The 13,743-nt window shown below is 55.6% G+C and carries 11 protein-coding genes; 8 read left to right on the top strand and 3 right to left on the bottom strand.

Going from position 1 to position 13,743, the window contains the following annotated elements; genetic code table 11:
* Window positions 1-273: 273 nt before the first annotated feature.
* Window positions 274-1,098: a hypothetical protein gene (locus SV7mr_RS24275; protein ID WP_145277557.1), complete on the top strand. Its 825-nt coding sequence runs from the start codon at window positions 274-276 to the stop codon at window positions 1,096-1,098.
* Between the two features lie 875 nt (window positions 1,099-1,973).
* Here the strand turns inward: SV7mr_RS24275 and SV7mr_RS24270 are convergent.
* Window positions 1,974-2,975, bottom strand: coding sequence for an exo-alpha-sialidase (locus tag SV7mr_RS24270; RefSeq protein ID WP_419187876.1), 1,002 nt, complete (start codon window positions 2,973-2,975; stop codon window positions 1,974-1,976).
* 230 nt (window positions 2,976-3,205) lie between these two features.
* Here SV7mr_RS24270 and SV7mr_RS24265 point away from each other — a divergent pair, with 230 nt between their 5' ends.
* Window positions 3,206-4,252, top strand: coding sequence for an FkbM family methyltransferase (locus SV7mr_RS24265; RefSeq protein WP_145277553.1), 1,047 nt, complete (start codon window positions 3,206-3,208; stop codon window positions 4,250-4,252).
* A 45-nt stretch (window positions 4,253-4,297) separates the two neighbouring features.
* On the opposite strand, the gene SV7mr_RS24260 is transcribed toward SV7mr_RS24265, so the two are convergent.
* Entirely contained in the window at window positions 4,298-5,887 is a 1,590-nt protein-coding gene (locus tag SV7mr_RS24260) for an SHD1 domain-containing protein (protein ID WP_145277551.1), read from the bottom strand.
* A gap of 163 nt (window positions 5,888-6,050) precedes the next feature.
* Window positions 6,051-6,950 (bottom strand): LysR family transcriptional regulator, encoded by a 900-nt coding sequence (locus tag SV7mr_RS24255; RefSeq protein ID WP_145277549.1) that lies wholly within the window; start codon window positions 6,948-6,950, stop codon window positions 6,051-6,053.
* A gap of 235 nt (window positions 6,951-7,185) precedes the next feature.
* On the opposite strand from SV7mr_RS24255, the gene SV7mr_RS24250 reads away from it, so the two are divergent.
* The 6 genes from SV7mr_RS24250 to SV7mr_RS24225 are packed head-to-tail and all read left to right on the top strand — an operon-like array spanning window position 7,186 to window position 13,743.
* Window positions 7,186-8,634, top strand: a complete 1,449-nt coding sequence (locus SV7mr_RS24250) for an MFS transporter (protein ID WP_145277547.1) — start codon at window positions 7,186-7,188, stop codon at window positions 8,632-8,634.
* Complete coding sequence (locus tag SV7mr_RS24245) at window positions 8,631-9,689, top strand: Gfo/Idh/MocA family protein (protein WP_145277545.1); 1,059 nt, start codon at window positions 8,631-8,633, stop codon at window positions 9,687-9,689. Before SV7mr_RS24250 ends, SV7mr_RS24245 begins: the two co-directional genes overlap by 4 nt.
* Complete coding sequence (locus SV7mr_RS24240; RefSeq protein ID WP_145277543.1) at window positions 9,676-10,314, top strand: cyclase family protein; 639 nt, start codon at window positions 9,676-9,678, stop codon at window positions 10,312-10,314. Before SV7mr_RS24245 ends, SV7mr_RS24240 begins: the two co-directional genes overlap by 14 nt.
* Window positions 10,314-11,618 (top strand): 3-oxo-tetronate kinase, encoded by a 1,305-nt coding sequence (gene otnK, locus SV7mr_RS24235; protein WP_145277541.1) that lies wholly within the window; start codon window positions 10,314-10,316, stop codon window positions 11,616-11,618. The genes SV7mr_RS24240 and otnK overlap by 1 nt, the downstream gene beginning before the upstream one ends.
* Window positions 11,615-12,247, top strand: a complete 633-nt coding sequence (gene otnC, locus SV7mr_RS24230; RefSeq protein ID WP_145277539.1) for a 3-oxo-tetronate 4-phosphate decarboxylase — start codon at window positions 11,615-11,617, stop codon at window positions 12,245-12,247. Before otnK ends, otnC begins: the two co-directional genes overlap by 4 nt.
* Complete coding sequence (locus SV7mr_RS24225) at window positions 12,214-13,743, top strand: isocitrate/isopropylmalate family dehydrogenase (protein ID WP_145277537.1); 1,530 nt, start codon at window positions 12,214-12,216, stop codon at window positions 13,741-13,743. The genes otnC and SV7mr_RS24225 overlap by 34 nt, the downstream gene beginning before the upstream one ends.

Genomic DNA, 13,743 nt, shown 5'->3' with positions numbered 1-13,743 from the left:
TTGTCGAGCAGTGCATCTTGGATGCGGTGGCAAAAAGAAGCCCCGAACCTGTGAAGGTCCGAGGTTTGCTGATTGACGGAGTCCTGGGCCTCCGTCAGTACCATTGATTACAGCTTCGAGTTCGAAGGAAGCTATTTTTTGCCAACGCTCGTGGTTGCCGTCGGTGGGTTCTCTGCAACCTTCTTTTGGCAGCAGGGCTTGTCACATTTGACGTCCTGACAGCAAGGCTTGGTGCAAACGGCTTCGGCGCAACACGGTTTCGTGCACGCCGCCGTGGCAACGCAACAAGGCTTGGTGCAAACGGCTTCAGCGCAACACGGTTTGGTGCAGGCCGCCGTGGCAACGCAACAAGGCTTGGTGCAAACGGCTTCAGCGCAACACGGTTTGGTGCAGGCCGCCGTGGCAACGCAACAAGGCTTGGTGCAAACGGCTTCAGCGCAACACGGTTTCGTGCAGGCCGCCGTAGCAACGCAACAAGGCTTGGTGCAAACGGCTTCAGCGCAACACGGTTTCGTGCAGGCTGCCGTGGCAACGCAACAAGGCTTGGTGCAAACGGCTTCGGCGCAACACGGTTTCGTGCAGGCCGCCGTAGCAACGCAACAAGGCTTGGTGCAAACGGCTTCAGCGCAACACGGTTTCGTGCAGGCTGCCGTGGCAACGCAACAAGGCTTGGTGCAAACGGCTTCGGCGCAACAGGGTTTGGTGCACGTCAGCGAATCAGCACAACAGGCTTTGTCGCACTTGGCCGTCCCGGCTGCGGATTTCTGTTTGCAGACGCCGTTCTCACAGGTCTTGGGCTTCGAACAGCATCCGGGGGCGGAGCAGGCGCAGTCGCCTGATTTGGAATCGCATTTGCAGGTGCCGCCAACGCAGGGGCAGTCATCGCTTTTGCATTGGTCGCCACAGCAGGCACAGGTGGCTATTTCAGCCTCTGTCTCGGGTGCTTGGGCGTTGAGGGGTTGGGAGACAAACGACGCGAATGTCGCCAACACAAAGAAAGATAGGTACAGACTTTTAGACATGGAATTCTCTCGAATTGATTTTGATACTTTAGTGAGTCAACAATCAAAGAGAGATTCAGAGCCGCCAGACTCCTAGGCAGGCAAGTTTGCGTAGATGCGGAAGCACAAACGGCGGTGCTCTTTCGAACGTCATCTCGCTGGCTTCGACTGTGCTGATCCAGGCTGCCACAGTGGACAGTGGCTCGACGGCATCAGAAACCGAGCGATCCGTGTTGGACACTTCGGCTAAAAAGAGCTCAAACCGTGAGACATCGTCACAGCGACAAGATGCTGATTGGTCGTCATCGGACTCCCAGCCAATCGCCGCAGCGTCAGGGGCGGGCTGAGCTGAACAATGTCCGCAACAGCTCTTCTTGGCGGTTGCCAGACTTGCAGACGATGGATTGATGTCCGCACTTGCCGAGCTAATCGGACCTGCCACCGTGCACGGGCATAGCTGCGCGAACACCGGCAGGACGGCGCACCATCCAGCGAGTATCAGCGTGATTGCGGCTCGAGCAACACTGGGAATCAAAGCAGGTTCACCAGAAAAGCGGTTTGAAAGCTGGCGGGCGAAACACCGTTTAGTAGCCCGACATGCACAAATGTTATTTTATGATTTAGCGTATGCCAGTGGCAAATGTCAAGTAAATCAGTTTGCCGCCCTCGGATGAGGGTTATGCAGGCTGTCTGACTGTGTGTTCAGGGGGACTGGGAGGCTTCGGGGAGCTAGCCCGTGCAGCGTGACACGGCCTCTTGCCCTGCCGTGGTCAGCGCCACGCTGGCCCGGCCATTCCCAAGCAGGCTCGCTTGGCGGTTTCATCTCATCACACAATCACGGCTGGCAGCGATCCGAGGGAAATCTGTCATCGCGTTTGGATCCGTGTTCTTCACGAACGCGATCACGGGTGTTGTGCAAGCGTCCGCGTCGCGAAGCTTCTGGAGGCATTGGTTCTGTGCGTCCGGTGGTCGCTACCGACCGTTGACTTTGACTTTGGCGAGATAGATGGCGGTTTTGCCTTCGTGGGACGAGTAGTAACTGATCCACAATCGGTCTTCGTGCCAGACCATGCCTGCGTAGCTGGTGTCGCCGCCGGATGGCAGTTTGAGTGCCTCGGTGAGTGTGCCGTTTTCTGGATCTAGCCAGCACACGGATGAGCGGACCGGAGCATCATACAAGCGGACAACGGCCAGGAAGCGGCCATCGGGCAAACGGATCATGTCCGGCCCGCCAATTCGAACGCCCAATGACTTCCAGTCCCATTGCGTGTAAGGCGGCTTTGACTTGCCGATGTAGCCCGAGTTGGGTCGTCCGTCTTGTCGTAGCAGGCAATAGCAGGTGTCGTCCCCTAAAAAGACCATCGAAGTTTCATTGGGGTAAGTGCCTTCGACATCCGCCGTTTCTATCAGCCGGTTGAAGGACTTTCCATCGGAGCTCTCGAAGAATCGAATGCCGCGATCACTGCTTTTGCAGCCGTAGCCCCAACCGTAGCATTTGTCTTTGTGCCAGGTGATGCGCCAGAGCCAGTTGTCGCGATCGCCGACTTCGTGCTGCTGCGTCCAGTTGCTGCCATCGGTAGAAAACCAAACCAGCGATTGGTGTTTGTGTGTGATCGGTTCATTCATTGCCTCGGCACCCGCCAGCATGAGCCGTCCATCGGGTGTCGTTGTGATCTTGGCATCGCGCAGATCGGAGTCCGCTGACGTGATCAGGGCCGCAGAGTTCCACTTCCACCCGTCCGATGAAGTGATGACTCGTAAGGCGCCATCAGAAGAGACGTGCTGTTGCCCTTCGCGAAAGACGCAGTACCATCGATCTTGAAAACGAATCAAATCGGTGAACGCGTTGTGTGGTGCTCCGTCCCAAATACGCGCTGATTCGACCAGTTCAAGACCGTTTGAATCCTGGGCAGACGCGGTGATCGCTGGCAGGCAACAGACAAGTAGCGACACGAGAGCTCTAAGTGTCTTCATCACGCGGGAATCTCCTTGGCAACCATGGGAACGCTCAGGCATTTGCTTTTAAGACAGAAACGCCTCCACTGACTGCGGTGGCAGCGTCTTTCTCAAATCTGACTTGCCTAAGAGGTTAACCGTTTCGCACGCGGTTCGTTGGATCAGCGGGGAAAAATCGCAGCGGTGATCCGGCTTTTCCGAAACGGACGTCGCTAGCATCATGGAAACAAGCGAGTGAAGCCTCGTCGTTGCGAGCTGTACCTCGCACCACCAGCCTGCCCTGCTTTGTTGTTTCCTCGGTTCCAGTAGATCAGGTCAAGAAGGTCCGCGAGATGAGGGTTAGCCGTCTTGTGCTGAGTGTTGGCGGGCGAGTAAGACAAGCCGTTGTTGTTCAATGCGAGACACAGCGCGCGGCTTCACCGCAGTGGGCAGCGCATGGCACTGCGTCGGGCAATCAAGCGCAGTTCACACGCAACGAAAACGAATACCTAAACCAGGGGCACATTGAAATGATTCAGTCCAGTAAGCAAATCGTGCAGCAGTCACCGCTGAAGGGCGTGTATCAATGGTTCTCCAATCGTTGCCGAGCACGGCGTTTTTGGCGCAATTCAGAATTGGATCAAAAAGGTCGCGCGTTCTATCAGCAGTTTTTCTCTGACGGAGACATCGTGTTTGACGTGGGGGCCAACGTCGGTCATCGCTCGCGAATGTTTCATCGACTTGGTGCAACCGTCGTTGCAGTTGAACCCCAGTTGCCCTGTATTCGCCATCTGGAAGTCGTGTTTCGTCGATCTGAACGGTTCCATCTGGTCCGCTCCGCGCTGGGAGCATCGGTTGGCGAAGCCGAAATGCTGATCAGCAATGAGAGCACGATCTCAACGCTTTCTGCTGAGTGGGTTCGAATGGTAAAGGAAAGCGGACGTTTCGCGACCAGTCAGTGGAATCAGCGCGCGATCGTGCCGGTCGAGACGCTGGACAATTTGATTGAACGCTATGGAACACCTGCGTTCGTCAAAATCGATGTCGAAGGATTTGAGAAAGAGGTCATCGCCGGGCTCTCCAGGCCCGTCGGTGCTCTCTCGCTGGAGTACACCCCCGAAAACATCGAAGGAACCCTGAGTTGCATCCAGCAGTTGTGTGACATCGCTCCCTGCGAGTTTCAATACAGTGACGGGGAAACGCTGGAGTTTGCTCTACCCGACTGGGTGGACGCCGATTCAATTCGCAGCGTCCTGGAGCAGGTCCCCTTGAATGACTTTGGTGATGTCTACGTGCAATTTCAGCAACCGAGTTGAAGTCATCACAAGCAAGGCTGGAGCTGTCGCGCCAGCCAAGTTCGCCTATTGGAAGGGGTTCTCTGTAGTCGCCGATGACTTGAGGAACTCTTGATCGGCTTCGCTTAGCCTTGTCAGTGGCAGCGTTACCTCTTTGCCTTGTTCGGTTAGCAAGGTCACCTCGGTGGCCGTTTGCTGGACCACTTTGGCTTTGACCCTGAACTTGCCGGTTGCGTCGGTAAAGGTGCGCATCTGGCCCGCTGCCGAACCGCTCTGCAAAGTCCTTAAGACAGACTTCTTGACGATCAGTTCATTGCGAACCATGCTGCAATCGTAGGCTTGTCCATAGTCATCCCATCGGACGTTCAGTGTTCCGTCGGAGGCATGCGAAAGAAAGGTGATGGGATTCCATTTGCCAGCGTAGCAGGCTTGCAGTTTGGTGCCTGGTGCCAAAACCGCATCGGCTGGGACCAGGGCTGAATCGGTCGGCACTGGGATTGCGACCGTATAGTTTTTGCGGCGCAGCGGTGGAGTGCTTTCGGCGACCGCATCTGGATTAGATTTCAGTTGCTGTGCCATGGTTTTCTTGATGATCAGCTCGCTGCGCAGCATGCTGCAATCGAATCCCGCGCCGTATTCATCCCAGCGAACGTTTAATGTTCCATCTTTGTTTTCGCTCAATGCTGTGATCGGTATCCATTTTCCGGCGTAGCAGGCCTGAAGTTTGACTCCGGCTTTGACGGTGAGATCAGCCGAAACGAACTCTGAATCTTGTGGCACAGAAATGGAGACGGGATAGCTCTTGCGTCCTTTGGCATCTGCTGACGGAGCCGAGGTTGTTTTTGCCGATTCGGATGCCCAATTGGGGACAGTTTCCGGGAAGCGTGATGTCGGGTGTGAGCTCAGGCGGCTGACAAGGCTGGTTTCAATCACCAGTTCGCCACGCTTCATGGCACAGTCGTAGGTTGGGCCATACTTGTCCCAGCGTACATTGACGGTCCCGTCGCTGTTCTCTGAAATGGCTGTCAGTGGATGCCAGCTGTCTTGGTAGCAAGCTTGCAGTCGCGTGCCCTTGGTGAGCTTGACGGTGTTGCTAACGAAATCGGAACCTTCTGGAGGCTTGATCGTGACTTTGTATTCCTTGTTGGGTTTGTGCGCCGAATCATCGTTCATGATCCGAACGAACTCTTGATGCTGCGCTTTCTCGGCCGCAGTCAGGCTTCGTGTGCCGGTTGAACCACCGGGATTGCCCAGTCGCACGGGGTTGGACACTAGAACCTTGACCGTTTTGCTGGCATCAATCCGATAGTTTTGAACCAAGTAGAATTCGATGTCGTTGATCGTGCCGCGACCACCAAACAGACTCGAGAGTCGGACGGTTCCAGAGTCCTGTGTTGTCGACAGATAGGCAGACACGCTGGTGCGTCCACTAGCGGAACGACCGCTCACGGAAACCGATCCAGGCCCTTTCTTTGTGCGACGATAGTCAATGGCAATGACCGATTTGCCGAACCGGTCAGTTTCCGTCCGCAAGTTACTAAGCTGATAACGAGGTGAATCAGCTAAGGGCGCAACGAGATCATCAGCGGCCGTCGCGGGCACTGACATCGATAGCAATGCTCCGGCGACAAGCGGCAAAAGGAATCGGTGGAACATCAGGCGGGTCTCCGCGAGGAATGGATTCGATATCTGGAGTATACTGGATTCCCCCGCAGGCGCGCCCGTCCGACTGGCAAATTAGGAGTCAGTGCCTGACCATGTTGGCGGTGCCGTGTCTTCACGCGTTCAGCAAGCCGCGTTCGCTAAACACTGCCGACGCTTACAGTCGGCATTGGATGATTTCGACAAGACGTAACAGTGCATTGGTCAGTCGTCTGCCTTTGCGCCACATGAAGACAATGTTGCGCGTGCCCAGTTGGCGACTCAGTGACCGCGTGACAAGCTGCCTGCTGAGACAGCCGTCAGGACGTCCAGCCAGAATCCCCAGCCCCATGCCCGCTTGCACGCAGGCGATCGTGAATCCGCTGTTGTCTGTTTCAACAACGATCTCGGCTGTCAGCCTCTGAGCATGCAACGTTTGCTCCAACGCATCACGGCCGTGAGTTCCCGGCGCGGTGACCACCAATGGATGTTTGACCAATTCACGCATGCTGCATGACTTGGTCTTCCAAAACGGGTGCGTTGGTAATCCAGCAGCTAAAAAGCTGATCGAAAAAGCGGGTTCGTAATGAATCAATGGCGATGCGTTGCCGGCACCGGGTTCAAGCGCAAAGGCAATGTCAGCTTGGCCGGAAAGAATCAGTTCTTCGGCTTGTTGCTCGTTGCCCTGCAAGATGCGGATCGCGTTGCTGTGCTGGGTGCGAAAACAAGCCAGCGGCTCGGCCAGGTCTTCCATCATCATTCGGACACCGGTCACTAGCGTGATCTGTGCCGATTCGTCTTCGGTGACCAGGGCAAAGGTTGAATCGAGCCGGGCCAGGATTTCTTCAACCGCTTCGTAGAGTCTGCAGGCCGCATCGGTTGGTTCCACACGACGGCCAACTTTGGTGAACAACTCTGTTCCATAAGCTTGCTCGAGTTGTTGGACATGATGCCAAACCGTTGGCGTGGAGCAGCCGGCCGCCTCAGCAGCAGCGGAGTAGCCTCCGTGCGCATAGACCAACCGGAAGGTATGCAGTTGCTGGATGCTTAGGTCCTCGAAGGTCTTCTGAAGTCGCATGCAAGGTTTCCGATCATCTGAGTCTGTCGAATGATTATTAGAAAACATTTTATTTTAATAAACGTTCAGATGGTCTACAATCTTCTCTCATTGAGCGAATCAAATGAATCCAGCGAATCTTGCTGCTCGCGTGCGTTTTTGAAAAGAGATGCTTCCCTTGAGCGGTTTTGCACCACTTCGTTCAGTCTTCTCCACCTCCTCATTCTCGAACACTCAGTAGGTCGCCGATCAAGGCATGATGGACAACCAACCATCAAAAGCGCGTTACGTTGTGGTGATGTTGTTGTTCTTTCACACCGTCAACACGTACATGGATCGCATCTGCATTTCCACTGCGAAAGGTGCGATGCAAAGTGATCTCACTGGTCTGACCGATCAGATGATGGGCTATGCTTTTGGCATCTTTGCGATCGGTTATGCGTTGTTTCAAATACCAGCAGGCTGGTACAGTGATCGAGCGGGAGCCAGGCATGCGTTGACCGTTGTGGTGGTCGTGTGGAGTCTGTTCACCGCTTGGACGGGTTTCGTTTTCACAGCGATCGGATTGCTGGTCGTTCGTTTTCTGTTTGGCGCTGGAGAAGCGGGTGCATACCCTGGTGCGACACGAGCGCTGTATTCCTGGTTGCCGGCCAAGGAGCGTGGGCTTGGTCAGGGCATCTTTCATTCCGGGGCGCGGATTGGTGCCGCCGCGTCGTTGGTGCTGATGCCGATCGTGATCAATGCGATTGGTTGGAGAGCGACGTTTGTTCTTAACGCCGTGATTGGGCTTGTCTGGGGCGCTGTGTGGTGGTTTTGGTACCGGGATGATCCCGCCGATCACCCGAGCGTGAACGAAGGCGAGTTAAATCTGATTCAATCCGGCATTGCCCAAGCGGAAAGCAACAGTGGGCCGAAGGTTCCCTACATCCAGGTGGTGACCTCGACCAATGTGTTGCTGGCCATGTTTCAGTATGCGGCTAGCAATATTACGTTTTTCATCAGCATGACTTGGCTGCGTCCCTACATTGTTGAATCTTGGGGCGAGAAGTACGGTTGGTGTTCATCGATTCCACTGTTGTTTGGTGCGGTCGCGTTGTGGTGTTCTGGGTATCTGGTCACTGCACTTCACAAGTTGGGGCACCCTGTGATGTCCCGGCGATTGCCCGCGATGGTGGGTTATTCGCTGGGCGCGATCGGACTTTTGATGACCACGCAAACGGTTGGTTCCGCGTCGGTTTGGCCATTCATCGCCTGTTTCTCACTGGCTTTGTTTGGTGTGGAAATGACGCTTAGTCCCAGCTGGGCCTTTTGCATGGACATTGGCGGAAGTCGTTCCGGTGCAGTTTCCGCCGCGATGAACATGGTTGGAAACCTGGGGGCAGCGGTTAGTGCTGTTGCGTTTCCGTATTTCGTCTCAAGCGTGACGGTGCCGTTCTTTGCAGAATCTACCGGAACGGCGAATTCGTTCTTCCTCTTCGCGGCGACGATGAACTTGCTGGCAGTGTTTGCTTGGCTGTTCATGAACCCACTGCGGCAGCTGAAAACCATCACCGCGTCGGCACTCAAATTGCGGCTGGCGTTGTTCATTGGCTTGTTTGTCATCGTGCTGAGCGCGTTGCTGTACACGAAGTTCTTCTTCCAAAGTGATGCAGGCACCCAGCCTGAACCAGTTGCAGCAGAAGTCCAGGAGGCGATCGAGCCATGAAGAAGCTGAAAGGGGTTGCGGTTGGCGCTGGGTACTTTAGCCAGTTTCACTATGAAGCTTGGTCGCGGCTGGAAGGTGTTGAGCTATCGGCGATCTGCGATGTGAATCGTCAAGCTGCCCAGTCGGCTGCCGATCAGCACGGGGTGCCAAGCGTCTACGTTGACTTTACTGAGATGCTGGAGGCTGAAAAGCCGGACTTCGTCGATCTGATCACACGGCCTGATTCACATCTTGAATTGACGAAAGCCGCCGTTGAACGCGGCGTTGCGGTGATCTGTCAAAAGCCACTTGCGCCGACGATGGATGAGTGCCGTGAATTGGTGGCGGCGGCGCAGAACGCCGGCGTGCCGTTGATGGTCCATGAGAATTTTCGCTTTCAGCCCTGGTACCGGGAGATTCGCAAGCTGATCGACGAGGGTGTGATCGGCGATCGGTTGCATGCGATCAGCACCCAGACGCGCACAGGAGACGGCTGGCAAGAGGATGCCTACATGGCTCGACAGCCTTACTTTCGCACGATGCCAAAGTTTTTGATCTTCGAAACAGGCGTTCACTTTATCGACACGTTTCGGTTTCTCGGCGGGGAGATCGACGGAGTCTATGCGTCGCTGCGAACGTTGAATCAAGCGATCGCTGGGGAAGACTCGGGAACGGTGGTGTTCGAGTTTCAGTCTGGCGCGCAAGGCTTATGGGACGCCAATCGTTACAACGAATCAAACGCCAAGAACCCACGTTACACCTTCGGTCAAACACTGGTTGAAGGCAGCGGCGGCTCAATTCGTTTGCTGACTGATGGGCGTTTGCTGATCCAGCGACTCGGCCAGTCAGAGCAGCCGCATCACTACAATCCTTCAGCGGCCAACTTTGCCGGAGACTGTGTGTTTGCCACCCAGCAGCATTTCATTGCATGCTTGCTGAATGATCAACCGTTTGAAACCAGCGGCAGTGAGTACCTCAAGACACTGCAGGTTCAGGAAGCGGTTTATCAATCGGCACAGGCTCGGACACCGGTTCGAAATCTCTTGGCACAGGAGTCCTCTCATGCGGATCATTGATCTTAGCCTGCCAGTGGATCACCAAATGCCGGGGGTCAGCATTCGCAGTGCACGGCAACTTCAGCAGGATGGCTGGAACGCCACGACGCTGGAGTTGTATTCGCATGCCGGAACGCACATGGATGCGCCTCGACATTTTCTGCCCGATGGCAACACGCTCGATCAGCAGGACTTGAGCGTGTTGGTTGGTCCAGCCTTGGTGGTCGACTTGTCAGCCACGACGCCGAGCGAGTTGATCGGTATCCAGCATTTGGCAGACGTCGCCGATCGTGTGGTGCCCGGCAGTCGATTGCTGTTGCGCACCGATTGGCATCAACGTTACGGAACACCGGCTTATCGAGAGGAATTGCCACGGATTTCATTGGAACTTGCTCAGTGGATGGTTTCGCGAGAAGTCGCGTTGCTTGGCGTAGAGCCTCCTTCGGTCGCCGACGTCAATCAGATACAGGAACTGACAGAGGTTCATCAGACGTTGTTTCGTGGCGGTGTCGTGATCGTTGAGGGGCTGGCTCATTTGGATCAGATTCAAACCTCTGAAGTCCAGTTCATCGCCCTGCCGTTAAAGATCATCGGTGGCGACGGTTGTCCGGTGCGAGCCATTGCCATTGAGTCGGAGACGCACTGATGGATTCATCTCATCCGCCATTGTTCCTGGGCTGCATTGCCGACGATGTGACCGGGGCGACGGACATCGCCAGCAACCTTGTTCAAGCTGGTATGCGCACCGTTCAGGTGTTCGGTGTTCCCAATCCTGCCGACTTGATGGCTCTTCAAGCTGACGCGGTTGTGGTCGCGCTGAAATCACGCTCCATCGATCGCGATGCCGCCGTCTCGATGTCGCTACAGAGTTTGGCTGCATTGCAACAGGCTGGCGCTCAGAGATTTTTTTTCAAGTACTGCTCGACCTTTGATTCAACACCGGCGGGGAACATCGGCCCGGTGGCAGAATCTTTGATGAATGAACTGGGCGTAGCACAAACGATCTTTTGTCCGGCATTCCCAGCCAACGGCCGAACCGTTTATCAGGGCCACTTGTTCGTCAATGGACAACTGTTGAATGAATCGGGCATGCACAATCATCCCTTGAACCCGATGACCGATGCGAATCTTGTGCGGGTGTTGCAGCGTCAGACGACGAAGTCGGTCGGACTGATTGACTGGAACGATCTCCGTGCCGCTAAGGTTCGGTCGTCGATGCAGTCGCTGGCCGATGATGGGATCGCAATGGTGATCACTGATGCCTGTGATGATGATCATTTGCAACGACTAGCACAACAAACAACGCAGCTAGAGTTTTTGACGGGAGGCTCCGGGATCGCGCGTTGGTTGCCGCAGGCTTGGCGTGAGTCGGGCTTGCTGACGGCAGTGGATTCGGAACCCTCTGCTTTGGCAGCCTTTGATCGTGTGGCGGATCGCGGTCGTGCAGCGGTCTTGTCCGGCAGTTGCTCGCCAGCGACCAATCGGCAGGTGCACTATCTAAAGTCTCGCTGTGCGTCCTTGGCGTTGGACATTGAACGACTCCTGGCATCGCCGGAAAACGCCTTGGCGGACATGGAACACTTCTTGCGAGCGGTTCCAGATCGGGAACCGCTGATGATCTATTCCACCAGCGATCCGGAACGTGTCGCTCAGTTGCAGCAAGCCTTTGGAACCGCCGTGGTGGCCGAGGCGATTGAGACCGCCATGGGCAGGCTGGCCAAGCAGTTGGTCGACGATCATGGGGTGCGGAGACTGGTGCTTGCTGGCGGAGAAACTGCAGGAGCGGTCACGCGCAAGTTGGGCATTCATGCGATTCGTGTCGGTCCCGAGATTTGTCCCGGCGTGCCTCTCACGGAGACGGTTTCTGCCGAGCCACTGTCCCTGGTGTTGAAATCGGGAAACTTTGGCGATGACCAGTTCTTTGAGAAAGCAATCCAGGTGGCGACATGAGCGAACAGGCATTGCGAGAACGCATCGCGCTGCATGGCCGATCGCTTTTTGAACGTGGGCTGACCTTTGGCAGTTCGGGGAACATGAGCGTCCAGCTGCCCGACGGCATGCTGATCACTCCCACCAACACTTGCTTGGGGCGAATTGATCCGGATCGGATTTCCAAACTCTCAAGCACCGGTGAGCTGCTTTCCGGTGACAAACCATCCAAAGAGTGCTTCCTGCATCGCGCTGTTTACGATGCTCGATCAAACGATCAGTCCATTGTTCATTTGCATTCGACGCATTCGGTCGCGGTGTCTTGCTTGGCGGACATCGATCCGGCAGATGTTCTGCCACCGATCACCGCGTACTACGTGATGCGAGTCGGCCGGTTGCCGCTGGTGCCCTACTTTCCGCCTGGCGATGAAGGACTGGCGGCGGCGGTCGAATCACAGGCGCGGCTTTCACGGGCTGTCTTGCTTGCCAATCATGGACCGGTGGTTGCTGGTGCGGATCTGGACTCAGCGGTTAATGCCACCGAGGAATTGGAAGAGACCGCGCGTCTCTTTTTGATGCTGCGTGGACAGCCGACGCGTTTTTTGACTGAACCGCAATGCGACGAACTTCGCCAACGATTTCCCAACTGAAACGATCGAAACAGAACATGTTTATTGTCACTGTAGAATTCGAGATCAAACCACAGTACGTCGCTGATTTTCGGCAGGCCATGTTGAAGCAGGCCGCGGACTCCTTGGCCTTGGAACCCGCGTGCCAGCAGTTTGATGTGTGCTTTGATCCCGAAGCCGAAGCCATGTGCGTTTTATACGAGCGTTACGACGACCGCCAGGCGTTTGACCAACACCTTCGGTCTGATCACTTTCGCCGATTCGATCAAACGGTCGCTTCCTGGGTCATTAGCAAGACCGTGAAGTTATGGGAGCGGCATGAACAGCAAAGTGCTCAACGAGCCACCCAGGCCGAACGGTTTTCTACCACACCAGCAATCACTTCAAGGACAGTTACCGAGTCAAAGCAGATGAGAACCTACGAAATCGCGTTACTTCCAGGGGATGGCATTGGACCTGAGTGCATGCAGGCAACCCAGGTTGTCCTGGATGCGTTAACAGAAACTGAACCAGGATTCCGTTTGCAGCTGACTGCTTACGAAGCAGGTGCTTCACTTTACCGGGACACAGGCGAAGCGCTGCCGCAGAATGTTTTGGATGCTTGCTTGGCTGCGGACGCTGTGTTGTTGTCGGCGATCGGTTTGCCGGATGTCAGGCAAGCGGATGGGACAGAGGTTCAGCCCACGATGATGGTCGGTTTGCGACGCGCCTTGGACGTTCATTCTGCGGTTCGTTCGGTGAAGCTTTATCCCGGTGCACCTTGTCCATTGAAGGACATCGGCCCAGGGATTGACTTTGTTGTCATCCGCGAAAACTTAGAAGGCTTGTTCGCCTCCTTTGGCGGTGGTTCACGTGTTGGCAATGAAGTCGCTACGGACACGATGGTGGTGACAAGGACCGGTACATCTAAGGTTGCTGATTTTGCATTCCGTTTGGCCCAGCGGCGAAACGGTCGGCCCAGCGATGGGCGGCAAATGGTGACATGTGTCGACAAGGCCAATGTCTTTCGCAGCATGGCGTTCTTTCGCGACATCGTCCAAGATGTTGCTGGCGATTACCCGGACATTGATCACGATGCCGTCTATGTTGACGCGATGAGTTTGTACATGGTCCAGCGGCCCTGGGACTTTGATGTCCTGGTCATGGAGAACCAGTTCGGCGACATCTTGTCTGACCTGGGGGCCGGTCTGGTCGGTGGTTTGGGGCTTGGGCCGTCCGGCGAGATCGGGGATGATCACGCCCTGTTTCAGCCTTCGCACGGCACTGCACCGCAGATCGCTGGCAAGAACGTGGCCAATCCGATGGCGACCATCTTGTCTGCCGCGATGATGTTAGACTGGCTAGGCGATCGTTACGGCGACCAAGCTTGTTTGGAAAGCGCTGTCCGGTTGGAGCAAGCCGTGGCCAAGGTTTTGCAAGATGGAGACGTCAGGACTCCCGACATCGGCGGCTCATCGTCGACAACCGAAGTGGCTCACGCGATCGCCAAAGCGTTCTCCGTTCCCGCTAACATTTGA

This window comes from Stieleria bergensis (genome assembly GCA_007745635.1).
Classification (GTDB): domain Bacteria; phylum Planctomycetota; class Planctomycetia; order Pirellulales; family Pirellulaceae; genus Stieleria; species Stieleria bergensis.
The sequence above is the reverse complement of the archived record's forward strand: the minus strand, read 5'-3'. Positions and strand labels throughout refer to the sequence as shown.

Excerpts from the sequence above, each read along its gene's own strand:
- SV7mr_RS24245 (WP_145277545.1), top strand. The coding sequence starts at position 8,631 with ATGAAGAAGCTGAAAGGGGTTGCGGTTGGCGCTGGGTACTTTAGCCAG.
- SV7mr_RS24225 (WP_145277537.1), top strand. The coding sequence starts at position 12,214 with ATGCGACGAACTTCGCCAACGATTTCCCAACTGAAACGATCGAAACAG.
- SV7mr_RS24255 (WP_145277549.1), bottom strand. The coding sequence starts at position 6,950 with ATGCGACTTCAGAAGACCTTCGAGGACCTAAGCATCCAGCAACTGCAT.
- SV7mr_RS24260 (WP_145277551.1), bottom strand. The coding sequence starts at position 5,887 with ATGTTCCACCGATTCCTTTTGCCGCTTGTCGCCGGAGCATTGCTATCG.
- SV7mr_RS24250 (WP_145277547.1), top strand. The coding sequence starts at position 7,186 with ATGATGGACAACCAACCATCAAAAGCGCGTTACGTTGTGGTGATGTTG.
- otnK (WP_145277541.1), top strand. The coding sequence starts at position 10,314 with ATGGATTCATCTCATCCGCCATTGTTCCTGGGCTGCATTGCCGACGAT.
- SV7mr_RS24270 (WP_419187876.1), bottom strand. The coding sequence starts at position 2,975 with ATGAAGACACTTAGAGCTCTCGTGTCGCTACTTGTCTGTTGCCTGCCA.
- otnC (WP_145277539.1), top strand. The coding sequence starts at position 11,615 with ATGAGCGAACAGGCATTGCGAGAACGCATCGCGCTGCATGGCCGATCG.
- SV7mr_RS24240 (WP_145277543.1), top strand. The coding sequence starts at position 9,676 with ATGCGGATCATTGATCTTAGCCTGCCAGTGGATCACCAAATGCCGGGG.